The 22443-nt window shown below is 67.4% G+C and carries 23 protein-coding genes; 18 read left to right on the top strand and 5 right to left on the bottom strand.

The window, feature by feature from the left end:
- The first annotated feature begins 342 nt into the window (after window positions 1–342).
- From PV781_RS01645 to metG, 5 genes are all read left to right on the top strand, one after another.
- Window positions 343–1341 carry a septal ring lytic transglycosylase RlpA family protein gene (locus tag PV781_RS01645; protein ID WP_274773883.1) on the top strand — a complete coding sequence of 333 codons (999 nt, stop codon included), beginning with the start codon at window positions 343–345 and terminating at the stop codon, window positions 1339–1341.
- The gene (locus PV781_RS01640) at window positions 1325–2575 is read left to right on the top strand and encodes a D-alanyl-D-alanine carboxypeptidase family protein (RefSeq protein ID WP_274773882.1); all 1251 of its coding nucleotides are present in this window, start codon (window positions 1325–1327) and stop codon (window positions 2573–2575) included. The genes PV781_RS01645 and PV781_RS01640 overlap by 17 nt, the downstream gene beginning before the upstream one ends.
- On the top strand, window positions 2572–3237 hold the full coding sequence (gene tmk, locus PV781_RS01635) for a dTMP kinase (RefSeq protein ID WP_274773881.1): 666 nt from the start codon (window positions 2572–2574) through the stop codon (window positions 3235–3237). The genes PV781_RS01640 and tmk overlap by 4 nt, the downstream gene beginning before the upstream one ends.
- Window positions 3234–4256 carry a DNA polymerase III subunit delta' gene (locus tag PV781_RS01630; RefSeq protein ID WP_274773880.1) on the top strand — a complete coding sequence of 341 codons (1023 nt, stop codon included), beginning with the start codon at window positions 3234–3236 and terminating at the stop codon, window positions 4254–4256. The genes tmk and PV781_RS01630 overlap by 4 nt, the downstream gene beginning before the upstream one ends.
- A gap of 131 nt (window positions 4257–4387) precedes the next feature.
- Window positions 4388–5938: a methionine--tRNA ligase gene (metG, locus tag PV781_RS01625; RefSeq protein ID WP_274773879.1), complete on the top strand. Its 1551-nt coding sequence runs from the start codon at window positions 4388–4390 to the stop codon at window positions 5936–5938.
- A gap of 69 nt (window positions 5939–6007) precedes the next feature.
- Here the strand turns inward: metG and PV781_RS01620 are convergent, their stop codons facing one another.
- Both PV781_RS01620 and PV781_RS01615 read right to left on the bottom strand, forming a co-directional pair.
- Complete coding sequence (locus PV781_RS01620) at window positions 6008–8110, bottom strand: TonB-dependent receptor family protein (protein ID WP_274773878.1); 2103 nt, start codon at window positions 8108–8110, stop codon at window positions 6008–6010.
- A gap of 126 nt (window positions 8111–8236) precedes the next feature.
- Entirely contained in the window at window positions 8237–8620 is a 384-nt protein-coding gene (locus PV781_RS01615; RefSeq protein ID WP_274773877.1) for a DUF2946 family protein, read from the bottom strand.
- A gap of 792 nt (window positions 8621–9412) precedes the next feature.
- Between PV781_RS01615 and exbB the strand changes: the two genes are divergently transcribed.
- The 10 genes from exbB (at window position 9413) to thiL (ending at window position 17324) form a co-directional block, all read left to right on the top strand.
- Window positions 9413–10147, top strand: coding sequence for a tonB-system energizer ExbB (gene exbB / locus PV781_RS01610; RefSeq protein ID WP_342455434.1), 735 nt, complete (start codon window positions 9413–9415; stop codon window positions 10145–10147).
- Window positions 10148–10162: 15 nt separating this feature from the next.
- The gene (gene exbD / locus PV781_RS01605) at window positions 10163–10624 is read left to right on the top strand and encodes a TonB system transport protein ExbD (RefSeq protein ID WP_274773876.1); all 462 of its coding nucleotides are present in this window, start codon (window positions 10163–10165) and stop codon (window positions 10622–10624) included.
- Complete coding sequence (locus PV781_RS01600; protein WP_274773875.1) at window positions 10621–11475, top strand: energy transducer TonB; 855 nt, start codon at window positions 10621–10623, stop codon at window positions 11473–11475. Before exbD ends, PV781_RS01600 begins: the two co-directional genes overlap by 4 nt.
- Window positions 11476–11642: 167 nt before the next feature.
- A complete protein-coding gene (gene glyA / locus PV781_RS01595) occupies window positions 11643–12953 on the top strand; it encodes a serine hydroxymethyltransferase (protein ID WP_274773874.1) in 1311 nt (436 codons plus the stop codon).
- 33 nt (window positions 12954–12986) lie between these two features.
- Entirely contained in the window at window positions 12987–13463 is a 477-nt protein-coding gene (gene nrdR, locus PV781_RS01590; protein ID WP_274773873.1) for a transcriptional regulator NrdR, read from the top strand.
- A 65-nt stretch (window positions 13464–13528) separates the two neighbouring features.
- Entirely contained in the window at window positions 13529–14617 is a 1089-nt protein-coding gene (gene ribD, locus PV781_RS01585; RefSeq protein WP_425532349.1) for a bifunctional diaminohydroxyphosphoribosylaminopyrimidine deaminase/5-amino-6-(5-phosphoribosylamino)uracil reductase RibD, read from the top strand.
- Window positions 14618–14716: 99 nt separating this feature from the next.
- Window positions 14717–15328: a riboflavin synthase gene (locus PV781_RS01580; protein WP_274773871.1), complete on the top strand. Its 612-nt coding sequence runs from the start codon at window positions 14717–14719 to the stop codon at window positions 15326–15328.
- 31 nt (window positions 15329–15359) lie between these two features.
- Window positions 15360–15851, top strand: coding sequence for a 6,7-dimethyl-8-ribityllumazine synthase (gene ribH / locus PV781_RS01575; protein ID WP_274773870.1), 492 nt, complete (start codon window positions 15360–15362; stop codon window positions 15849–15851).
- Window positions 15848–16330 carry a transcription antitermination factor NusB gene (nusB, locus tag PV781_RS01570; RefSeq protein ID WP_274773869.1) on the top strand — a complete coding sequence of 161 codons (483 nt, stop codon included), beginning with the start codon at window positions 15848–15850 and terminating at the stop codon, window positions 16328–16330. Before ribH ends, nusB begins: the two co-directional genes overlap by 4 nt.
- Before the next feature lies 1 nt (window position 16331).
- A complete protein-coding gene (thiL, locus tag PV781_RS01565) occupies window positions 16332–17324 on the top strand; it encodes a thiamine-phosphate kinase (protein WP_274773868.1) in 993 nt (330 codons plus the stop codon).
- Between the two features lie 218 nt (window positions 17325–17542).
- Here the strand turns inward: thiL and PV781_RS01560 are convergent, their stop codons facing one another.
- Complete coding sequence (locus tag PV781_RS01560) at window positions 17543–17911, bottom strand: hypothetical protein (protein ID WP_274773867.1); 369 nt, start codon at window positions 17909–17911, stop codon at window positions 17543–17545.
- A gap of 526 nt (window positions 17912–18437) precedes the next feature.
- Between PV781_RS01560 and PV781_RS01555 the strand changes: the two genes are divergently transcribed.
- The 3 genes from PV781_RS01555 to PV781_RS01545 all read left to right on the top strand — a co-directional run bounded on the left by PV781_RS01555 (window position 18438) and on the right by PV781_RS01545 (window position 21073).
- Window positions 18438–19160, top strand: a complete 723-nt coding sequence (locus PV781_RS01555; RefSeq protein ID WP_274773866.1) for a response regulator — start codon at window positions 18438–18440, stop codon at window positions 19158–19160.
- Window positions 19148–20500: an ATP-binding protein gene (locus PV781_RS01550; protein WP_274773865.1), complete on the top strand. Its 1353-nt coding sequence runs from the start codon at window positions 19148–19150 to the stop codon at window positions 20498–20500. The genes PV781_RS01555 and PV781_RS01550 overlap by 13 nt, the downstream gene beginning before the upstream one ends.
- A 147-nt stretch (window positions 20501–20647) precedes the next feature.
- Entirely contained in the window at window positions 20648–21073 is a 426-nt protein-coding gene (locus tag PV781_RS01545) for an organic hydroperoxide resistance protein (protein WP_274773864.1), read from the top strand.
- Window positions 21074–21233: 160 nt separating this feature from the next.
- Here the strand turns inward: PV781_RS01545 and PV781_RS01540 are convergent, their stop codons facing one another.
- Together PV781_RS01540 and PV781_RS01535 are read right to left on the bottom strand one after the other, a co-directional pair.
- A complete protein-coding gene (locus PV781_RS01540) occupies window positions 21234–21776 on the bottom strand; it encodes a hypothetical protein (protein ID WP_274773863.1) in 543 nt (180 codons plus the stop codon).
- 299 nt (window positions 21777–22075) lie between these two features.
- Window positions 22076–22390, bottom strand: coding sequence for an SCP2 sterol-binding domain-containing protein (locus PV781_RS01535; protein ID WP_274773862.1), 315 nt, complete (start codon window positions 22388–22390; stop codon window positions 22076–22078).
- Window positions 22391–22443: the final 53 nt, after the last annotated feature.

Here is a 22443-nt window from a genome sequence, read left to right as displayed (position 1 = left end):
AGTGTTAAGACTGATCCGGGCCACCTCTTCCCACGAGGTGGTCCGGGCGGTATTGGCAGAAGCGTGGCGTCCCTGAGCGGGAGCACCGCGGGCGCGCTCCGGAGGGCCGGGAGGTCCGCATCACCGGATTTCCGTTGGGGGAGAGGGTCTTGGGCCGCCTGCGGCAAACCCGCGCCACCACACGATTCATTACAGCCTGTTAACCATGGCCACAGGCTTGCCGCATTTTTGCCCCGTTCCATGTCACTCTTGTGTTCATTCGGACGGCGCCGTGCCATATTGGCAACGGTCCTTGAGTCGCCAGTGCCAGCGGCATGGGTGACAAAACTGGACAGGACGGACATGACGCGCGAGCATCAGATCGGACCCCAATCCCGCCTCGGCGGCGGTTCCGTCGGTATCGCCCTTCTTTGCCTGGCGCTTGCCGGCTGCAGCGGCTCAAACAAGCTCGGCAGCACGATCGATCCGCGCTACGGCGTCTCCGCCAGCCCGCGTGTGGTGGCGGATGGCGAGGCGGTCCCCAAGGGCGGTGGCGCCTATCGTGTGGGCAAGCCCTACAAGATCGCCGGCAAGACTTATGTCCCCAAGGAAGATCCCAATTATGTGGGCGAGGGTGTCGCCTCCTGGTACGGCGACGATTTCCACGGTCGCCTGACCGCCAATGGCGAAGTATTCGACCGCGCGTCCATTTCCGCCGCCCATCCCACCTTGCCCATGCCGTCTTATGTGCGCGTTACCAATGTGCGCAACAACCGCTCGATCATCGTGCGGGTGAACGACCGCGGGCCCTATCACTCCAACCGCATCATCGACGTCTCCCACGCCACGGCGGATCTGCTCGGCTTCAAGAGCAACGGCATCGCCAAGGTGCGGGTTGAATATGTGGGACGCGCTCCGCTTGATGGCTCGGACGACCGCAAGCTCGCCGCGACCCTGCGCGATGACGGCCCGGCGCAGGTGCCTTCCAATTCCGCCATCATGGTGGCGTCTGCGACGCCCTTCGTGCCATCCCTGGCGCGCGTGATGCCGCCCAAGTCTGACGACGGGGAAATCCCGTTCCCGCTGCAGCGGCCCTATGACCTCGGCCACCAGGAGACCGAGCCGGTGTCTTCGTCCGCCGCGCCGGTGCGCCAGGCCGCCAATATCGAGACGGCTCCGACCCAGCAGGCCGCAGCCGAGCCCGCGCCAGCGCCGCGCCAGGGCACGCAGACGGCGTTCCAGGCCGTGCGCCCGGCCGCGCAGCCGGGTAGCACGGTGGTGGCCTCTGGCTGGGCCGTGGGGGCGCAGCCTGTTTCGGGCCTTGGTTATGCGGGTGTTCCAACCTATGCATCTGGACGCTGATCCGACCCATAGCAGCCTCTTCAAGAAGGCCCGCGCCCGGCTCGCCGGCGCGGGCCTGTTCTTTGTGGCGGCGTTCGCACTCCTGGCGATGGCCGCTCCGGCCGGCGCCCAGGGCACGTTCCAGACCCCGGCGCCCTCCGCCATCCTGGTGGACTTCTCCACCGGTGCCATCCTGTTCGAGAAGGACGCCGACCGGCGCATGGCGCCCGGCAGCCTGGTCAAGATCATGACGGCCGCCGTGGTCTTCAACGAATTGCAGGCGGGCAGGATCACGCCGGACACGCCGTTCATGGTTTCGGTGAATGCCTGGCGGCGGGGCGGTGGGCCGTCCGGTGGCGCGGCCATGTTTGCCGAAGTGAACAAGCCGGTGCGGGTGGAAGACCTGCTGATCGGCGCTCTCACCGTGTCCGGCAATGACGCGGCCATCGCGCTGGCCGAAGGCGTCTCCGGCACCGAGACGGCGTTCGCCATGAAGATGAACGAGCTGGGCGCAGCCATCGGGCTGACCAATTCGTCCTTCCTCAACGCGCAAGGCTTCGCCGATCCCGATCAGGTGTCCACCGCCAAGGATATGGCGCAGCTGGCCCGCTATGTGATCCGCACCTTCCCCAAATTCTATCCGCTGTTCTCTGTGCCGGACATCGAGTGGAGCAAGATCAAGCAGCGCAACCGCAATCCCCTGCTCAATGCGGGCGTGGGCGCCGATGGCCTCCAGGCGGCGTGGCTGCGGGATGCCGGCTATCACATCGTCGGGTCCGCCCAGCAATCGAACCGCCGCCTGATCGTGGCGGTGATGGGTGCCAAGACCGAGAAGGAGCGGCTTGAGGAGGCCAAGCGCCTGCTGGAATGGGGTTTCCACTCCTTCGAATATCGCCAGTTGTTCGCTGCCGGTGCCGAGCTTGGCCGCGCGAATGTCTTTGGCGGCGATGCCGGCTCGGTGGCGATTGCGCCGCGCGATCCGGTGATGCTGCTCCTGCCGCGCAACACGCCCGACAAGATCGTCTCACGCGTCACATACAATTCTCCGCTTCGCGCCCCCATCGCCAAGGGCACCGAGGTGGCGAAGCTGGAAATCCTGCGCGGGCAGTTGAAGGTGCTGGAAGTGCCCCTCGTCACCACCGAGGAGGTCGCCGTTGGCACGCTGTGGCAGCGCGCTTTGGATGGCGCGACGGTCACTGTTGGCGACACGGCCCGCGATCTGACCAGCCAGTTGCTGGCCAAGTTCAAGAAATGACGCTGCACAGGGGCCGTTTCCTCACCCTGGAGGGCGGGGAGGGCGGCGGCAAGTCCACCCAGTTGCGTCGGCTGGCCGATGCCTTGCGCGGGTGCGGCCACGACGTGGTGACAACCCGTGAGCCGGGTGGCTCGCCCGGTGCGGAGCGGCTCCGTGAGGTGCTGCTGTCCGGGGCCGCCGAGCCCTACGGGCCGGACGCGGAGGCGGTGCTGTTCGCGGCGGCTAGAGTCGATCACGTCGACCATACCATCCGGCCGGCGCTTGATGCCGGCAAGTGGGTGGTGTGCGATCGCTTCACCGATTCCACCCGCGTCTATCAGGGGGCGGTGGGCAAGGTGGACACCCGCTTTCTCATCGCGCTGGAGCATGTGGCCGCGCCCGGCCTGACCCCGGACCTCACTTTCATCCTCGATGTGCCGCCGGAGATCGGTCTTGAACGGGCGGCGGCGCGCGGCAAGGGGGCGGCGGCCGACCGGTTCGAAAAGGAGGGCCTCGCTTTCCATGCGGCCGTCCGTGCGGCCTTTCTTGATCTCGCCCGCAGCGATGCCGGCCGCTATGTGGTGGTGGATGCAACCCAACCCGCCGACACCGTGTGGCAGGACATCCGCGCCGCCCTGAAAGCGCGCCTTGGCCTTGCCCTTCCGGCGCAGGAGAACGCATGAGCGAAGGCGATGTGCTGGCCGGCGCACCTCATCCGCGCACCCGCGAGCACCTGTTCGGCCATGCCGCCCATGAGGCCGACCTCATGGCGGATTGGCGCGCCGGGCGCATGCCCCATGCGCTCCTCATTGGCGGGCCGGAAGGCATCGGCAAGGCGACGCTCGCCTACCGGATCGCCCGCTTCGTGCTGGCCGGTGGACAGGCGGGGCGGGACCAGCACGATTTCTTCGTCTCGCAGCGAGACCCGGTGTTCCGTCAGGTGGCGGCCATGTCCCATCCTGACCTGCTGGTGCTGCGGCGTGCGGCAGAAAGTGGGGAAGACAAGATCCCCACCGTCATCCCGGCGGAAATGGTGCGCAAGGTTCGCCCCTTCTTCGGGTCGACAGCGGCCTCTGGCGGTTGGCGTGTTTGCATCGTGGATGCGGTGGATGAACTGAATGCCTTTGGCGCCAATGCGCTGCTGAAGACGCTGGAAGAGCCCCCGCCGCGTGCGCTCTTCCTCCTGGTGTGCCACGCGCCGGGCCGGGTGCTGCCCACCATCCGCTCCCGCACGCGCCTGTTGCGCCTGCGGGACCTGCATGAGCCCGACGTTCTCGCCGCCCTTGATGACCTCAAGCAGGACGCCGAGCTGGACGAGGCGGCACTGCCCGCCGCCGCTGCGGCCGCCGGCGGCAGCGTGCGCCGCGCCCTGGTTCTGGCGCGCGGGGAGGGGCTGGAGGTGCGCGTGGCGACGCAACGCCTGCTGGACCAGTTGCCCCAGGTGCGCCCGGAGGACCTGCACGGGCTTGGCGCGCGGCTCCAGGGAGACCGCGCGGGCGGGCTCGATCTCTTCATTGAGGCGGTGACGGATTGGATCGCCGCGCAAACCCTGTCTGGCGCGCATGAGCGTGGGCGCCTTGTCCGGCTGTCCGAGGTGTGGGAGAAGGTGCGACGCGCGGGAGCCGAGGCCGATACGTTCAATCTCGACCGCAAGGCGCTCGTGTTCCGCATTTTCACCGCCCTCGCTGAGGCGGCCCGCTAGCGGCGGAGGGGCGGGGTCCACGCGACCGGCCGGCCCCGCATCCGGCGCGACGACCCATCGGTGCGCCGGGCTCCGGGCCGATGGCGAAACGTCTTGGGGCCGCAGGCGGCGAGGCCTTCGATTGGTCTGCCATGTCGTCCAAGACGCCATTCTACATCACCACCGCCATCGCCTATCCCAATGGCGTGCCCCATATGGGCCATGCCTATGAGGCGATCGCCACCGATTGCATCGCGCGCTTCAAGCGACTGGACGGCTATGACGTGCGCTTCCTGACCGGCACGGACGAGCACGGCATCAAGATGCTTCAGACCGCCCAGAAGGCGGGGCTGACCACGCAGGAGCTGCTGGACCGCAACGTTCCGCGCTTCCAGGCCATGGTGGAGGCGTTCGGCCTCTCCAATGACGACTTCATCCGCACCACCGAAGCCCGCCATCACCGCTCCGCACAGGCCATCTGGGAGCGGATGCAGGCCAATGGGGACATCTACAAGTCCACCTATGCCGGCTGGTATTCGGTACGCGACGAGGCCTATTACGCCGAGGACGAAACCACCCTCAACGACCAAGGCGTGCGTCTCGGCCCCCAGGGCACGCCGGTGGAATGGGTGGAGGAGGAGAGCTATTTCTTCCGCCTCTCCGCCTACCAGCAGCGCCTGCTGGACCATTACGCCGCCAATCCCGACTTCATCGCCCCGGAGGCGCGGCGCAACGAGGTGGTGAGCTTCGTGGCTGGCGGGCTGCAGGATCTGTCCATCTCCCGCACCACCTTCGACTGGGGCATTCCGGTGCCGGGTGATCCCAAGCACATCATGTATGTGTGGGTGGATGCGCTCACCAACTACATCACGGCGCTCGGCTATCCCGACACGCAGGGCGAGTTGTTCCGCACCTATTGGCCGGCCGACCTGCATGTGATCGGCAAGGACATCACCCGCTTCCACGCGGTCTATTGGCCTGCCTTCCTGTGGTCCGCCGGCCTTGCCGCGCCCAAGCGGGTGTTCGGCCACGGCTTCCTGTTCAATCGCGGGGAGAAGATGTCCAAGTCGGTGGGCAATGTGGTCGATCCCTTCGACCTCGTGGCCGCCTATGGCGTCGACCCCGTGCGCTATTTCTTCCTGCGCGAGGTCTCGTTCGGCCAGGACGGCTCCTATAGCCACGAAGCCATCGTCGCCCGCATGAATGCGGACCTGGCCAATGATCTGGGCAACCTTGCCCAGCGCTCCTTGTCCATGGTCGCCAAGAATCTCGACGGCATCGTGCCCGAGCCCGGGCCGATCTCGCCGGAGGACGAGGCCATCCTCGCCGCCGCCGACGGCATGCTGGCCAAGGCGCGCGAGGCCATGGAGAGCCAGGCCATCCACCAGTATCTGTCCACCGTGTGGGCCGTGGTGGCGGACGCCAACCGCTATTTCGCCGCGCAGGCGCCCTGGGCGCTGCGCAAGACGGATCCGGCGCGCTTTGCCACCGTGCTTTGGGTGACGGCGGAAGTGATCCGCCAGATCGGCATCCTCGCCCAGCCGGTCGTGCCGGCGAGCGCGGCGCGCCTCCTCGATCTCTTGGCCCTGCCCGAGGACGAGCGCATCTTCGCCCGCCTTGGTGCCACTGGCCGCCTGCCGCCCTCCATCACGCTGCCGGCGCCGGTCGGCGTGTTCCCGCGCTATGTGGAGCCGGAGGCCTGAGGCGATTGCGCCTGGCTTCATCTGTTTGGCAAGGCCGGGCTCGCGCCCGGCCTTGTTGCGTTCAGGGGATCAGAAGGTCATCCGCCCGCCCACATAGATGGCCCGCCCATTGCCCGGCTCGAACAAGGCCTGGTTCTGGCTGGCGCGCGCCGTCACGTTGACGCTGGCGATATAGTTCACGTTCAGGAGGTTCCGCGCGTCCATATAGACCGAGAAGCGCGACCCGGGATCGTAGCCCATGCGGAAGTTCAGCAGGGCATAGGGCGAGGTGTTCAGCGTGTTGGCGTCATCCACGAAATAGGCGGTGGGCACCCATTCCACGTTCGGTCCCGCATAGAAACCGCTCGGATGCTTGTAGAGCAGTTCCGCACGGATGTAGTGGCGCGGAATGCCGGGGAGCTGGTTGTTGCCCCACACCGGGTCATTGTCGAAGAAGAAGTCTGAATAGGTGTAGGCGAGATTCAGCCACAGGCTGTCGGACAAGGGGCCCTTGGCCCACAGGCCTTGCGCCACCTGCCAGTTGGCGCCCACTTCCATACCCTGGTGGATGGTGTTGGACAGGTTCACCACCGTGCAGGTGAGGCCAAGCAGAATGCCGGTGTCCTGACACTGCAACTCGTTCTGCACCCAGGAGCGATAGAGCGAGACGTCCCAGTTGAAGGTGGGGGTCTGGCCGCGCGAGCCGATTTCCACGGTGGTCGCGGTCTGGGCTTCCAGGTTGGCGATGTCCCCCACGGCGAAATTGGTCAGTTCCGAGAAGGTCGGCACCTCGCCGGAGCGCGAGACGTTGCCGTAGAGCTGCGCATTCGCCTGGAGCTCCCAGATGAACCCGCCCTTGGGCAGGAACAGCTGGTAGTCATTGCCGCCGGAGACCGTGCCGAGATAGGCGACCCGGTTGAGGCTGGAATTGAGATACTGGAACGCGCCCACCAGCGCGAAATCCTTGGTCAGGTAGAAATTGTCCTCGGCATAGAGGGTGGTGGTGGTGGCTTCGTCGGTGGTCAGATAGACCAGCCTGCCCGAATTGCCGCTCACATTGGTGTAGCGCTGGGCATCCACGTTCCCGGTGCCGAAGTTGACGCCCATGACCAGGCGGTTGTTGAAACCGCCTATGGTGCGCTCGTCCACCATGCGGGCGAAGGCGCCCACTTCCTCATAGCCATAGTCCAGAACCTGGAAGATGGGATGAACGAGGGAGCGGTTGTTGTAATAGAGCCCGGCATCCAGCTTGGTGGTGTCGGACAGGATGAATGTGGTCTTGTTGGCGGCGCGGAAGGCCTGGATGTTGCGCTCATAGTCCAGCGCCACATTGGTGGGGTTGGCGGTCTGGGGCGAGTTGAGGGCCACCGTCTTCGAAACCGCGCCCGGAATGTCCTGCTGGACGTCGGTGGCGTTCAGGTAGAAGCGCGTCTCGAACGTGGCGGAGGGCTGCCAGCCGAAATTGGCACTGCCGCGCACCGATTCGCCCGAGGAATGCTGCCGGAAGCCGTCCTGGGTCAGGTAAGAGGCGGTGATGAAGCCATCGAAGGCGCCATTCACCCCGCCCACATTGGATTGCACCCGCCCGAAGCCGAAGGCGCCGCCATCGACGCGCACCTCCATGCCCGGCGCGCTGCGGCCCGTGGGAGAGACGAAATTGATGGCGCCGCCCAGAGCATTGGCGCCGTACTGGTAGCCATTGGCGCCCTTGAACACCTCCACATACTGGAAGGCGGTGGGGTCGATCTCCTGGAAATCGCCGCCGCCATCCACGCTGCTGAGCGGAATGCCGTTCTGGTAGAGCTGGATGCCGCGCAGATGGGAGTTACGAGAGATGCCAGAGCCGCGAATCGACAGGCGCGTGTCCTCGCCCCATTTGGGCTGGGCAAAGACGCCGGGCACATAGTCCAGCATGTCCTTGATGGTGGTGGCCGGGGTGTCGCGCCACTGGGTGTCCGGCACCACTTCCACGCCGCCCGGCGTCAGGTCGATGGTCTGCTGGGCCTGGCGATACGACTGGACGGTGAGGCTGCCGTCCTGGCCGGCATTGATGGAGATGACTGGCAACTCGTAGCTGGCCTCCTGGCCCGAGGCGGCATTGGGCAGAAACGAAAAGGGGAGGGCGGCAAGCGGGGCCGCCAGAAGGGCGCGCGGCAGCGCTCCGGTTCCAGCAGAGGGATGGCGAGGGGGCATGGGAAGTCCTGGCGCCCGCGGCATCGGCCAAGCGGGGCGGCGGCGAGGGGAGAGCGTGCGCGCAGGCGCGGTCTGGGTGGCAAGACCCCTACCGGGCACGCGGCAGCACGGTGAAACGATGCGGCTTCAGGCCGAACCCTTTCCCCCCAGGGGCGGCGCGCGGGTGCGCGCGCCCTCGTGGATCGCCCAGAAACGCGGCTCCGCCGGCTGCGAGATGGCATCCGCCGCCAGCCCAAACGCCGCCTGGGGAGCGGGCAGGGCGGGCGCAACGGGAAGAAGCGGCGTCAGTCCCGCTTGCGGACAGAGAAGACAATGCGGCGCCCGATGGGGCGCTTGGTCCTGCGGCGGGGCTGCATCGGTCCCTCCGGAGCAGAAGGCAGGCGCCCGGTCGTGCGATAGGGCCGCCATGGCGGCGCCGGCGGAAAAGCCGCTGAGGATGAGCTGGGCGAGGAGGATATAGGCGAGGCTCCAGGCGAGCGGCATGCGCACGCGGCCTGCGCCGCGGCTCACCCGCCGCGCCAAGGTCCGCGCGCCCTTGCTCCCAGCGCTCTTGCCCCCACCGCGCATGTCTGCGCCCCACCCCTTGGTCCGCCCGGCCCGGGCTTGCCCCGTAGCGATCCACGCATTGAGCGTGTGATATTCTTGAAAAAAGCCGCGTGCACCTGCGCCTTGCTCCCGCGCCTCACCAGTCCCGGGAAACGCGCGGATTGGCCACGGTGCGCCGCAATTTAGCATGACGGACCGTCAGAGGAAGGGGATGGCGGCAGATATGCAGAGGCTGTGACCCAGCCTCCACACGGGTGCGACGCAAAAAAACTTAACGTGCCGGGGGAAGTGGGGGTATAAGTCTCCTCAGCCAGCTTCGTCCCTTCGCGGGATCGCCAGCCAAATCAGCCATTTCCTGACGCCGGTGACGCGATGACGACACGCGATAACTCGGGCATGCCCTCGGTATGTCCCCGATGGCTCCCGCTTTTCGCCGTGATGGCAGCCCTTGGGCTTGTGGGCGCGGGCAGTGCCTGGGCGCAGACTGCACCTGCGGCCGTGACGCAGACGCCGTCCGCACTGCTCCAGGCTGCGCCTTCAACTTCGCCTGCCCCGCCGTCACCGGCCGCCCTGTCGAAGCCCGCGCCAACGCCAGCTGTTCCCGCGCCTACGGCGCAGCCCCAAGGGGCGCCCAGTGCCACCCCGGATGCCCATGCGGCACATCCGGCGCCCTCTGTGCCCAATGCTCAGGCCGCGCCTTCGGCTGTTTCCCCGGTCCCTGGCGCCCCCTCCACGGCGCCCTCGGTCGGCATGTCCATGGCGGCCGCGCCAGACCATCCGCCCGCCATCCTGCCCCACGACCTGTCGCCCTGGGGCATGTTCATGGCAGCCGCGCTGGTTGTGCAGATCGTGATGGTGGGCCTCGCGCTCGCCTCCGTCGCCACCTGGACCGTGTGGCTGGTCAAGTCCATCGAGCTGGCTGTCGGCAAGGCCAAGGTGCGGGGCATTCTGAAGGGATTGCGTGGGGCGACCACACTTGACGGCGTTCTGCGCGCGCTGCCTGCCAGCCGCACCGATCCCGCTGCCGCCCTGGTCCGTTCCGCGGCCGCCGAATTGGACGCCTCCCGCGCCTTGCCCGCCGACGGCGTGAAGGAGCGCGTGGCCATTTCGCTCAACCGCATCGAGGCCGCTGCCGCCCGGCGCATGATGACCGGCACCGGCATCCTCGCGACCATCGGCGCGACCGCCCCCTTCATCGGCCTGTTCGGGACGGTGTGGGGCATCATGAACAGCTTTATCGGGATCTCGAAGGCGCAGACTACCAACCTCGCCGTGGTGGCGCCGGGCATTGCCGAGGCGCTGCTGGCCACTGCAATCGGTCTCGTGGCCGCCATTCCCGCAGTGGTGATCTACAACATCTTCGCCCGTGCCATCGCCGGCTACAAGGCTGAGCTCTCCGACACCTCCGCGGAAGTCATGCGGCACCTGTCACGCGATCTCGACCGGGCGCAAGGACGGCCCATATCGCACCTCCGGGCTGCGGCCGAGTAAAGGGGGCCGGGTTACATGGCGGCCAAGCTCGATCTCGGCGGCGAAGAGCTTCCGGAGAATCACGAGATCAACGTCACGCCGTTCATCGACGTGATGCTGGTCCTGCTCATCATTTTCATGGTGGCGGCCCCGCTCTCCACCGTGGACGTGCCGGTGGACCTTCCGGCCTCCACCGCCCAGCCCCAGCCGCGCCCGGACAAGCCGCTTTTCCTCACCGTGCAGTCGGATCTCGGACTGTCGCTCGGCAATGACACGGTGCCGCGGGACGGCCTGGGCCGCGTGCTCGATGCCGCCACCAGTGGCGATCGCCAGCAGCGCGTATTCGTCCGCGCCGACAAGGCAGTGCCTTATGGCGACGTGATGGAGGTGATGAATCTCCTGCGAAATGCGGGCTATCTGAAGATCGCATTGGTGGGCCTTGAAGGGGTGCCGGGTGCGGCGCCGGCCGCTTCGCCTGCGGCAGGAGCGCCTCAGTGAGCGCCATCCACTGGTATGACGGCGGATCGGGCGGGGGGCGGGCGGCCAGCCGCTGGCTGCTGGCGGGAGCGGTGATCCTGGCGGCCCATGTGGGCGGCGTCTACATGGCCATCCATTGGCCCGCGCCGGTGGCGTCGGACCCGCCAGCCGCCGCCTTGATGATCGAATTGGCTCCCCTGCCAGTCGCGCCCCCCTCCGAGGTGGAGGACGTGGCGCCGGGTCCGCAAATGACCCAGGCGCCCGACCCGGTGAAAGACGCGCCCGAGACGGAGGAGGAGCCCGAGCAGCCCCCGCCCCAGCCGGAGCTGGTGGAGCCGCTCGAGGAATTGCTGCCGCCTCCGCCCCCGGCCGCCCTCGCCGAGGCGCTCCTGCCGCCGCCCCAGCCGGAAAAGAAGCTGGAGGAGACACCCCCGCCCCCCAAGCCCGTCGACAAGCCGAAGCCCAAGCCCAAGGTGAGCCGCAAGCCCCCGGCGCCGGCCACCAGCGCCGCGCCGCGCTCGGATGCCGCCCAGGCCAATGCCATGGCGGCGCCCACCAGCGGTGCATCGGCCAGCAATTCGGTTGCGCCCGCCAATTGGCGCAGCTCGGTCATGGCTCATATCAACCGCCACAAACGCTATCCCAGCGAAGCGCGGGCCCGGCGGGAGGAGGGCGTGGCGCGGCTGCGCTTCTCCATCGATCGCGCCGGCAAGGTATTGGGCGCCTCGCTTCTGTCCTCCACGGGCTCGGCCACGCTGGACGGAGAGGTGCTCGACATGATCCGCCGCGCCTCGCCCCTGCCGGCTCCGCCGCCGGAAGTGCCGGGGGGCACCATCACCTTCACCGTGCCGGTGAATTTCGACCAGCGATGAAATGGCGCGGCCGTCGCCGCGCCTTTCGGACACAGCCGCAAGCCTTTGGGCATGTCGCTGGGTGTAGCGCAGCTTTGGACTTGGCGACCGCCCTGTGATAAGCGAGCCGCCTGCCCGGAAATCGCGGTCATCGGTCAAGCACCGCGCCGGAACCTCGGAGACCGCCAATGGCCTCGCTCGACGCGACCCATTCCTCTGTCACGGAGGAAAACAACCGCTTCTTCTCTGCCGGCCTGGCGGAGACGGACCCTGATATCGCCGCTGCCATCACGGCGGAACTGGGTCGCCAGCGCAATGAGATCGAACTGATCGCGTCCGAGAACATCGTGTCGCGCGCAGTGCTCGAGGCCCAGGGCTCGGTGCTCACCAACAAGTATGCCGAGGGTTATCCGGGCAAGCGCTATTATGGCGGCTGTCAGTTCGTTGATGTGGCGGAAAATCTCGCCATCGAGCGGGCCAAGAAGCTGTTCAATTGCAGCTTTGCCAACGTGCAGCCCAATTCCGGCAGCCAGGCCAACCAGGGCGTTTTCTTCGCGCTGCTTCAGCCGGGCGACACGTATCTCGGCCTGAACCTGGCCGCTGGCGGTCATCTGACCCACGGCTCGCCCGTGAACATGTCCGGCCGCTGGTTCAACGTGGTGCCCTATGGCGTGCGCCCCGATGACCACCGCATCGACTATGAAGAGGTGGCGCGCCTCGCCGACCAGCACAAGCCGAAGCTGATCGTCGCCGGCGGCTCGGCCTACCCGCGTGTCATCGATTTCGCCAAGATGCGCGAGATCGCCGACAGCGTGGGCGCCAAGCTCATGGTGGACATGGCGCATTTCGCCGGCCTGGTGGCGGGCGGCGCGCACCCCAGCCCGTTCCCCCATGCCCATGTGGTGACGACCACCACCCACAAGACCCTGCGCGGCCCGCGCGGCGGCATGATCCTGACCAATGACGAGGACCTGGCCAAGAAGTTCAACTCGGCCATCTTCCCCGGCATCCAGGGCGGTCCGCTGATGCATGTCATCGCCGGCAAGGCGGTGGCGTTCGGCGAGGCGCTGCGTCCCGAGTTCAAGCTTTACGCGAAGAACGTCGTGGAAAACGCGAAGGCGCTTGCGGAAACCCTGCGGGGCCATGGCTTTGCCATCGTCTCCGGCGGCACCGACACTCATGTGATGCTGGTGGACCTGCGTCCCAAGCGCCTCACCGGCAAGGTTTCGGAGATCGCGCTCGGCCGCGCCCACATCACCACCAACAAGAACGGCATTCCGTTCGATCCTGAGAAGCCCTTCGTGACCTCCGGCGTGCGCCTGGGCACCCCGGCCTGCACCACGCGCGGCTTCGGCGTGAAGGAGTTCCAGCAGGTGGGCGATATGATCGCCGAGGTGCTGGAAGTCTTGTCCCAAAAGGGTGTGGACGAGGACAGCCTGGTGGAAGCCGCCGTGCGCGAGAAGGTCGGCGCCCTGCTCGACCGCTTCCCCATCTACTGAGCGCGGTCGGGACACCGGAGCGGGAGAGGTACCATGCGGTGTCCCTATTGCGGCAGCCTGGACACCCAGGTGAAGGACAGCCGTCCCACCGAGGACAATACCGCCATCCGCCGCCGTCGGGTCTGTCCCGATTGCGGCGGGCGGTTCACCACCTTCGAGCGGGTGCAGTTGCGAGAGCTGATGGTGGTGAAGCGCTCTGGTCGGCGGGTGCCGTTTGACCGCGACAAACTGGCCCGGTCCGTGGAGATCGCCCTGCGCAAGCGGCCGGTGGAAACAGAACGCGTAGAACGCATGTTGTCCGGCCTTGTTCGCCAGCTGGAAAGCCTCGGCGAAACCGAGATCACCTCCGAGACCATCGGCGAGATGGTCATGGAAGGGCTCAAGCAAATCGACGACGTGGCCTATGTGCGGTTCGCGTCGGTCTACAGAAACTTCAGGGAAGCCAAGGACTTCGAGAGCCTGCTTGGCGAACTCGGCCACCAGGGCGAGCCGCCCCGGAGCGGAGAGTGACGGACGTGGGGCCCAAAGCCGTGGAGCCCTACCCCGTCACCACTCCGGAGGTTGATGAGCGCCTGATGGCGCGCGCCCTGGCGGTGGGGCAGGCGGGGCTCGGGTGCACCTGGCCGAACCCTTCGGTGGGGGCTGTGGTCGTCCGCCACACGTCTCAAGGCCCTGAAATCATTGGTGAAGCAGGAACCGCTCCGGCCGGCCGGCCACACGCCGAGCCCCTCGCCTTGGCCCAGGCTGGAGAGGCCGCGCGCGGCGCAACGCTCTATGTCACCCTCGAGCCCTGCTCCCATTATGGCCGCACCCCGCCCTGCGCCGACGCCGTGGTCGCCGCCGGTATCCGCCGGGTGGTCACCGCCATCGAGGATCCCGACCGCCGCGTGAAGGGGCGCGGCGTCGCTCGCCTGCGGGCGGCGGGCATCTGGGTGACGGTGGGCGTTGGCGCCGAACAGGCCTTTCTCGACCATGCTGGACACATCAGCCGCGTCACCCGCGGCCGGCCGCATGTCCTTCTAAAGATGGCGATTTCGGCCGATGGAAAGGTTGGACTGCCCGGCCCGGCACCGGTTGCGATCACCGGTCCCGAGGCGGGGGAGAAGGTCCACGGCCTGCGGGCGCGCACCGATGTGATCCTTGTGGGCATCGGCACGGCGCTGGCCGATGACCCTCTTTTGACCTGCCGCCTGCCGGGGCAGGAGGGGCGTTCGCCGGTCCGGGTGGTGCTGGATGGCGAGCTGCGCCTGCCCTTGTCGTCACGCCTTGTAGCGACCGCCGAGCAGGTGCCCCTGTGGGTGATCTGTGCGGAGGATGCCTCGGCGCAGAATGAAAAAGAACTTGTGGACCAAGGGGTTGAGGTCTATCGCGTGCCGCGTGGCGCGCGCGGGCGGCTGGACCTTTCCGCCGTCCTGCACCTGCTCGGTCTTCTCGGCGTGACCCGAGCGATGGTGGAAGGCGGCCCGCATCTGGCGTCGGGTTTGCTGGAGGCCGGTTTGGTAGACGAAATTACCGTCTTCCAATCTCCTGTCTCGCTTGGGGATTTTGCGCTCGACGCCCTGCCGGGCCAGCCGCTCGGCCGGTTGCTGGAACCGGTCGGCTTCGTGCGGGTGGAAGACGCGCAGTTCGGCCGGGACCGCATGGTCCGCCTGATGCGGCGCTGAGTTCCGCGCACGGCAGATGCGCGCTGAGGCGCATCGACAGACGGGGTGAAATGGTCGAAAAGACCGGCGAATTTCTCCTTCTCAGAGCGGAAGTGCGCCATGTTCACCGGCATTGTTTCCGACCTTGGCCTCGTGACGGAGGTGCGCGCCCATAATGAGGTGCGCACCCTCACCCTCGCCTCCCACTACCCTGCGGAAGGCGTAGAGATCGGCGCCTCCATCTGCTGCTCGGGCGTCTGTCTGACCGTGACCTCGGCCGCCCCCGGGGGGCCGCTCGGTTCCCTCTTCACCTTCGATGCGGCTCCCGAGACCCTGGCCATTACGACGGTGGCCAACTGGCAGGTTGGGCAGCGGGTCAATCTGGAGCGGGCGCTGGCCATGGGGGCGGAGCTCGGCGGCCACCTTGTCACCGGCCATGTGGATGCGGCGATCCCGCTGGTGACGCGGGAGGACTTCGCGGAGACCAGTCGCTTCACCTTCGAGGCGCCGGACGCGCTGGCGCGTTTCATCGCCGCCAAGGGCTCGGTGTGCCTGGATGGAACGTCGCTAACGGTCAACACGGTGGAGGGCAACCGCTTCACCTGCCTGCTGATCCCCCATACGCTGGCGGTGACCAGCTGGGGGGCGGCGAAGGCCGGCGATCTGGTGAATCTGGAAGTGGATCTCATGGCGCGCTATGCGGCGCGGCTTGCGGAGTTCCCCAGAGGCTAGTACCCGTCAGCGCGGATCGAGGAGAGACATCATGGCAGGCACGCGCAGCGCGGGCGCGAGCGAGACGAACGAGCCGGTCACCGGCGCCCGGGTTCTGATCGTGGAAGGCCGCTTCTACGAGGAACTGGCGGACGAACTGCTCAGCGGCGCCAAGGGCGCGCTGGAGGCGGCCGGCGCGCGGGTGGATGTGGTGACGGTGCCGGGCGCGCTGGAAATTCCCATCGCCGCTGAGATCGCCATGGAGGGCGCCGAGCTCCAGGGCGACCCCTATGAGGGTCTGGTGGCACTCGGTTGCGTCATCCGTGGCGAGACCTATCATTTCGAGATCGTGGCGGGGGAATCCTCCCGTGCCCTGATGGATCTGGCGCTGGCCCACGGCCTGCCCACCGGCAACGGCATCCTCACCGTTGAGACCGAGGCGCAGGCGTGGGAGCGGGCGCGGGTGACCGAGGGCAACAAGGGCGGCGGCGCGGCGGAGGCGGCGGTGTCGCTCATCCGCCTGAAGCGGCAGGTGTCGGCATGAGCGAAGGCAATGGCAAACCGCTGAAGAAGAGCGCGGCGCGCCTTGGGGCCGTGCAGGCGCTCTACCAGATGGACGTGGCCGGGACCCCGGTTCAGGACATCCTGGCGCAGTTCCAGAGCTTTTGGCTCGGCCGCGAGGTGGAAGGCGTGGAATATCCCGACGCCGACACCAACCTTTTCCGTGACGTGGTGCAGGGGGTGCTGCGCGAGCAGCTGCGCATCGATCCCATGATCGACCAGGCGCTTGCCGCGGGCTGGCCGCTGCGCCGGGTGGAGACGGTGCTGCGCGCGACGCTCCGGGCCGGGGCCTATGAGCTCATTGGCCGGCCGGACATTCCGGCCCGCGTGGTGGTGGCCGAATATGTGAATGTGGCCGGCGCCTTCCTGGAGCGGGACGAGACCGGCATGGTCAATGCCGTGCTCGACACGCTGGCGCGGGAGCTGCGCGCCGCCGAGTTCGCCCGGCCGGGAGCCGCCTGACATGAGCGAAGGCTCGGGAGAGGACGCCTTTATCGCGCGCCTCTTCCGGCCGATCGCGCGCCACCCTGCCGCGCGCGGGCTGCTGGATGATGCCGCCCTGCTGCGTCCGCCGCCGGACAGCGAACTGGTCCTGACCAAGGACGCGCTGGTGGCCGGCGTGCATTTCTTTGCCGATGATCCCCCCGCTTCCATCGCCCGCAAGCTGTTGCGGGTGAATGTGTCGGATCTTGCCGCCAAGGGCGCGCGGCCCATCGGCGCCCTCATTGCGCTCGTGGTCTCCCGTGAGACGACGTCGGACTGGCTGGAGGCCTTCGCCCTGGCCTTGGGTGAGGATTGCGACCTTTATGGCTGCCCGCTTCTGGGGGGGGACACGGTGCGCACCCCCGGCCCCGTCACGCTGTCCTTGACCGCAATCGGCGCCGTTCCCACCGGGCGCTTCGTCCCGCGTACGGGTGCGCGGCCCAACGAGGCGCTCCTCGTCACCGGTACCATAGGCGATTCGGCCCTCGGACTGGCCTTGCGCCTGACGCCGGAGCGACCGGGCTTTTCCGCCTTGTCGCCCGTGCAGCGCAGCTTCCTGCTAGACCGCTATCTCCATCCCCAGCCGCGCCTCGCAGCCGCTGGCGTTCTGCGGAGCCGGGCTAGCGCGGCCATGGACATTTCCGATGGTCTGGCCGGCGACCTTGCGAAGATGCTGCGCGTTTCCGGCTGCGGCGGCCTCCTGCGGGTCCAGGACGTTCCGCTCTCCGACGCGGCGCGAACGGCGCTTGCGGCGGAGCCGGCCCTCTTGGAAACGATCCTGGCGGGGGGCGATGATTATGAGATCGCGGCCTGCGTCCCCTTCGATGCGGCAGAGGACTTCGTCGCGGACCTGGGGGCGGCCGGCATCGCTGCGCGGGTGGTCGGCGAGACCTTCGAGACCCCCGGTTTCGCCATTCTGGACGCCGATGGGGCGCCGGTCGCACTCGCGCGCCTGAACTACAGCCACATCTGACGGCGAGACCCGCCTCTTCTTCAAATGGAAAAGGCGGGCGCAGCTGAAGCCACGCCCGCCCTGGGGAAGGATGCAGGTGTGGGGGCGCATCCTTCCTTTGCGTGGGCGTCCGTCGCCTTATCGGGCAGATCCGAACGCCTCATCTGGGGCAGCGGGCGTGCCGAAGCACGCCCGCTGGGGGAGGGCACAGGTGTGGGGGCGTGCCCTCCCGTCTCACATCAGTTTGGCAAGCCCGGTGCGTTGGGGGCACGCGACGGTGGCGCGGCGTCTTGCTTCGGGCCAGGAGGGAAAGGGGGCGCGGGCGGGGGCGGCAGCATCGCCTCAAGCTTTGCCACCCGTTGAAGCTGGTCTGGCGACAGCTTTGCCTTGAGCTGCTGCACGGCGGCAAGAAGCCGTTCCGCCTTCTTGCCCTGTGCCACCATCCGGTTTGCCAATTCGCTCGAACGGGCGAACGGGTCCGCCGTGCCCGGTTCTGGCCGGGCCGCGGGGGGCTCGGGAAGGAGGGACAGGGACGCGTCGGTGAAGTCACGCCACGCGTCGAGCTGTTCGGTGCGAATGCCGATGAAGGTCTCGGCGGCTGAGAGCATCTCCGCCAGCCGCGCGGGAGGTGGCAATGGCGGCGGGGACGGCGGCATCGGGCGTGATGCAGCGACGCCGAGGGGGCCGCCTGGGCCTGCGGCTGCATCGGGTGCCCGGCGCGGGCCGGGCGGCGATGGAGGCAGACCCTCGGCCGGGCCTGGCCCGGCGGCCAGAACCAGGCTGGCGAACCGGTCGGGGCGCTGGGGATGCGTCATCCCGGCCGTGTCGGCGATGGCCCACCCCGCCACCGCGACCCCTGCGAGGGCGACGGCGATGCCCATCGCGGTGCGATGGGGGGGCCGGAATTGCCTGTTCATGACTGTGTGACCCGTGACCTTTGCGATGACCTCAATCTAGGCGCTTCCCTTTGCCGCCCTTCGTCCGGGCGTTGCCAGGACGTATCGTCCGGGTGGAGAATGGTGTCCGAATGTTGCCAGGGCGCGCGTGGAAACACGGGCTTGCAATCCGGACGCCCCGTCCATGGTCAAGCTCGGTTAGAAGCACATCCAGCAACAAACCGGGACCAGACACGCAGTGGACGCATCAACGCACGTACTGGTGGTCGATGACGACCATGAAATTCGCAAGCTGCTGGGCCGCTATCTGTCAGGCCAGGGGTTTCGCGTGTCCACCGCCGCGAGCGGGCGCGAAATGGAAGAGGCCCTCACCACCAACCGCATCGACCTGGTGGTGCTGGACCTGATGCTCCCCGACGCCTCGGGCCTTGATCTGTGCCGCTCCCTGCGTGGGCGCTCGCGGGTGCCGATCATCCTCCTCACAGCCTTGAAGGAGGAGGTGGACCGCATCATCGGGCTGGAAGTGGGCGCCGACGATTATCTCGGCAAGCCGTTCAATCCGCGCGAACTGGTGGCGCGGATCCGGGCGGTGATGCGGCGCTTCTCCGACCATGACGAGCATGTGGCCACCAACCGCCAATATCGCTTCTCCGGCTTCATGGCGGAGCCCAGCAGCCGCCGGGTGCTGGACGCAGACGGGCAGGACGTTGTGCTCACCGCCGCCGAGTTCGATCTCCTCGTGGCATTTTTGGAGCGGCCCGGCCGGGTCCTCTCGCGCGAGCAGCTCCTCGACATCACCCAAGGCCGCGAGGCGGGGCCGTTCGACCGGTCCATCGACGTTCTGGTGAGCCGCCTGCGGCGCAAGCTGGGCGACCAGGGCGCCTTCAATCTGCTCAAGACGCAACGCAATGGCGGCTATCAATTCGCGGCGCGGGTTGAAACGGTCGAGTGCGACGCTTGACCTCGCTGCGCACAAAGGTCGCCGCCCTCGTGGTGGCTGTGCTGCTTGTGGTCATGGTGCTGTCGGGGGCGATCACCTTCTTCGTCCTGGACCGAGGGGCGCCTCCGCCGCGTCCCGACCTGCCATCCGTCGTGACGCAGGCCGCCTTGATCGCGGCCCTTGTGGAAGGCGGCAGCGCGGCCGAGCAGGCCCGGGCCTCCCTGGTGACGGATGCACCCCTCAAGGGCGTCGTGGATGCCCGGCGCACCGCCGAGGTGGCCAGCGCCTTCGCGGCCGTTGGGCGTCCCATGGAGGTCCAGGTGGTTCGCATGGGCGAGCCATTCCGTGGGCGGTCCGAGACTGAGGGGCCGCCACCGCCCCCACGGGAGGGGGAGGGCCACTGGCCCCGGGAAGTGGTTGCAATCCGAATGGCGGATGGCCGCTGGTTGAACGTGCCTACGGATGTGGGCATGATGCAGCCACCTCCGTCCTTTCCGCTGCGTCTGGTGGCTTGGCTGATGCTCACGGGCATCGGCTTCACCGCCGTGATTCTCGTTGTGGTGAACCGTCTGCTGCGCCCGCTTGTGCTGCTCCAGAAGACGGTGGACGAGATCGGGCCCAATGGCGAATTGCCGGTGCTCAAGGAGACCGGCTCTGCAGAGGTACGGGCGGCCGTGCGCACCATCAATGCCCTGGGCGATCGGCTGAAGGGCGCCATGGAAAGCCGCATGCGCATTGTGGCGGCCGCGGCCCATGACCTGCGCACGCCGCTCACGCGCCTGAGGCTGAGGGCCGAGTTTCTCTCCGATGACGACGAGCGGGAAAAGTGGTTCGCGGACCTGGAGGAATTGGACCGGATCGCCGACAGCGCCATCCGGCTGGTGCGCGAGGAGGTTTCCACCTCCGACCTGGAACTGGTGGGGCTTGACGACCTGGTGGGCGCCATCTGCCGGGAGGCGACCCAGAGCGGACTTGTGGCGCATCTGGAGGATGGCGAGCCGGTCACCGTGGCCGCACGCCCGCTCTCCCTGAAGCGCGCGGTGCGCAATCTGGTGGTGAACGCCGCCACCCACGGAAAGGGCGCGCGGGTGAAGATCTGGAGCGACGGGGAACGGGCGCATCTCCTGATCCAGGATGAAGGCCCGGGCATTCCCGAGGCCCTCATCGACCGAGCCTTCGAGCCGTTCTTCCGCATCGATCCCGCCCGCCAGGCCGCGATTCCCGGCGCCGGGCTTGGCCTGGCCATCGCCCATGAGATCATCACCCGGCATGGCGGCACGCTGCGCTTGGCGAACCGGGCGAAGGGCGGCCTCTCCCAGCATGTCACATTGCCCCTGGAGCCCCGTCCCACGGTCGATTGAGCGGGGAGGGGGAACCGGCTGGACTGTCCACGCGTTCACGAAATCGCGAGGAAGTGGGAATTATATTGTGCGCGATTAAATCGCGACGTATATAACTCCCATCACGGAAGCGGGCCTCACGCCGAGGCCGAACGAAGGAGACAGTCCATGTCGGTCGATGTGAAATACACCACCCAGGCCACGGCCACCGGCGGTCGCGACGGCCGCTCCACCACCGCTGACGGCACGCTGGATGTGAAGCTGGCGACCCCGAAGGAGCTCGGCGGCGCCGGTGGTGAGGGCAACAATCCCGAACAGCTGTTTGCGGCCGGCTATTCCGCCTGCTTCCTCGGCGCGCTGAAGTTCGTCGCCTCCCAGGAAAAGGTGCGCGTCTCGCCCGACGCCACGGTGACCGCCACCGTCGGCATCGGCCCGCGCTCGGAGGGTGGCTTCGGCATCACCGCGTCGCTCAAGATCTCCCTGCCGGGCCTCGACAAGGCCGAGGCCGAGCGTCTGGTGGAGAAGGCCCACCAGGTGTGCCCCTATTCCAACGCCACCCGCGGCAATGTGGATGTGGGCCTGGAAGTGGTCTGAAGCTTGGAAGTGGGCTGGGGCCCGGAAGTGGTCTGAGGCCTGGAAGGTGCGGCTGGGGCAGGCGCCCCGGTCGCCCACCCGCACCAACGAAAAACCCCGCCGCGGCCATGCCGGGCGGGGTTCTTCATATCAGGCCGGATCAGCCTTCAGGTGAACTGGATCACCAGGCCGGACGGCAGTGCAGGCCGCCATACGGGCCACGCCAGCAATAGCCGCCACCCCAACCGGGACCCCAGCCGGGGCCGTACCACCAGTCGATGAACAGGTTGGCATTGGTGCCGGTCTTGGGCAGCGGATCGCCGCCAAGCACGCGGTAGGTATAGACCAGCGTATCGCCATTGAGCTGCGGGTCGGTCAGCTCCACGACGGTGGTCGAGGCCTTGCCGTCCACGGTCACCGCCAGGGTGGCGTTCGGCGGGTCCTTCTGGAAGTCAGACTTGCTGGAATTCCAGAACTTCACGAAGGCGGGGGTCGGGGCATCGCCCGTCATCCGCTCGGGACGATCCGTGAACATGAGCGTCTGGGGGGCGACGCCCTTGAGGGTGATGGTCTTCTCGTCAATGGTGACTTGGTCGGCCACCTGAACGAAAAGCCAGTTGGCCGGCGGCATGTCGATGACATTCGCGGGCTTGCTGGTCTGGGCTTGCGCGACGCCGACCGCGCCGATCATCGCGAAAAGCGCTCCGTAAATCAACGACTTCATCGATCTCTCCAACGCAGGACTTTTGTCCGTCACCGCGCGGGCACCTTATCACCGTCCAGGCCGATTTCCAGTGCCGGACGGTGTCAATCGCGGTGCAAATCTCATTACATTTAGGACAGGTAGGGAGAAAGCGGGGGTCGCCATGTTGTCGGCGCCTGCGAAGGCAAAGGTTGGAAATATTCGAGGCTCGTCAAAACCTGGGAGGGCGGCTCAATAGTTCAAAATGGATCGAATTGTTTCATGCGGTCAAATGGTGACTGAGAAGCGGGGCGCCGCAGCCGCGCGGCGCCCCCGTGGGGTCAGTTCATCTCGTCGAGCAGCCCGGCAAGCTTCAGCGCCACCCCCTGCGAGCCCTCCAGCTTCAGGCGGCCCGTGGTGAAGGCCAACATCGGACCCATGCGGCCGGTGATGAGCTTGTCCAGCGTGTCGCTGGTGAGCTTGAGCACCGCATCCGCCTCGCCCTGCGCCTCGGACAGTTCCGCACCGCCACCGGTGGCGTCGAGCAGGATGGAGGAGGAGATGTCGGTGAGGTCGAAGCGGACCTTGTAGCCGAGGGTGGAGAGGGTGGCGGAATGCTCGCCGAGCTTCTCCATGAGGGTTGCGGCGTCGGGCATGGGCAGGGCCTTCCATGAAAAAGCGTTCCGCCGGGTGGGCGGAACGCGAGGTG

The sequence above is a fragment of the Aquabacter sediminis genome, from assembly GCF_028863665.1.
GTDB lineage: Bacteria > Pseudomonadota > Alphaproteobacteria > Rhizobiales > Xanthobacteraceae > L1I39.
Note: the sequence above shows the minus strand (reverse complement) of the source record. Positions and strands in the feature narration are given on the sequence as shown.

Bases quoted from the DNA above. Each gene is read 5' to 3' on its own strand.
- ribH (WP_274773870.1), top strand. From the start codon at position 15,360: ATGGCAGGCACGCGCAGCGCGGGCGCGAGCGAGACGAACGAGCCGGTC.
- exbB (WP_342455434.1), top strand. From the start codon at position 9,413: ATGGCGGCCGCGCCAGACCATCCGCCCGCCATCCTGCCCCACGACCTG.
- PV781_RS01535 (WP_274773862.1), bottom strand. From the start codon at position 22,390: ATGCCCGACGCCGCAACCCTCATGGAGAAGCTCGGCGAGCATTCCGCC.
- PV781_RS01630 (WP_274773880.1), top strand. From the start codon at position 3,234: ATGAGCGAAGGCGATGTGCTGGCCGGCGCACCTCATCCGCGCACCCGC.
- PV781_RS01545 (WP_274773864.1), top strand. From the start codon at position 20,648: ATGTCGGTCGATGTGAAATACACCACCCAGGCCACGGCCACCGGCGGT.
- metG (WP_274773879.1), top strand. From the start codon at position 4,388: ATGTCGTCCAAGACGCCATTCTACATCACCACCGCCATCGCCTATCCC.
- PV781_RS01640 (WP_274773882.1), top strand. From the start codon at position 1,325: ATGCATCTGGACGCTGATCCGACCCATAGCAGCCTCTTCAAGAAGGCC.
- thiL (WP_274773868.1), top strand. From the start codon at position 16,332: ATGAGCGAAGGCTCGGGAGAGGACGCCTTTATCGCGCGCCTCTTCCGG.
- nusB (WP_274773869.1), top strand. From the start codon at position 15,848: ATGAGCGAAGGCAATGGCAAACCGCTGAAGAAGAGCGCGGCGCGCCTT.
- PV781_RS01580 (WP_274773871.1), top strand. From the start codon at position 14,717: ATGTTCACCGGCATTGTTTCCGACCTTGGCCTCGTGACGGAGGTGCGC.
- PV781_RS01560 (WP_274773867.1), bottom strand. From the start codon at position 17,911: ATGCTCTCAGCCGCCGAGACCTTCATCGGCATTCGCACCGAACAGCTC.
- PV781_RS01645 (WP_274773883.1), top strand. From the start codon at position 343: ATGACGCGCGAGCATCAGATCGGACCCCAATCCCGCCTCGGCGGCGGT.
- glyA (WP_274773874.1), top strand. From the start codon at position 11,643: ATGGCCTCGCTCGACGCGACCCATTCCTCTGTCACGGAGGAAAACAAC.
- ribD (WP_425532349.1), top strand. From the start codon at position 13,529: ATGGCGCGCGCCCTGGCGGTGGGGCAGGCGGGGCTCGGGTGCACCTGG.
- tmk (WP_274773881.1), top strand. From the start codon at position 2,572: ATGACGCTGCACAGGGGCCGTTTCCTCACCCTGGAGGGCGGGGAGGGC.
- PV781_RS01540 (WP_274773863.1), bottom strand. From the start codon at position 21,776: ATGAAGTCGTTGATTTACGGAGCGCTTTTCGCGATGATCGGCGCGGTC.
- exbD (WP_274773876.1), top strand. From the start codon at position 10,163: ATGGCGGCCAAGCTCGATCTCGGCGGCGAAGAGCTTCCGGAGAATCAC.
- nrdR (WP_274773873.1), top strand. From the start codon at position 12,987: ATGCGGTGTCCCTATTGCGGCAGCCTGGACACCCAGGTGAAGGACAGC.
- PV781_RS01620 (WP_274773878.1), bottom strand. From the start codon at position 8,110: ATGCCCCCTCGCCATCCCTCTGCTGGAACCGGAGCGCTGCCGCGCGCC.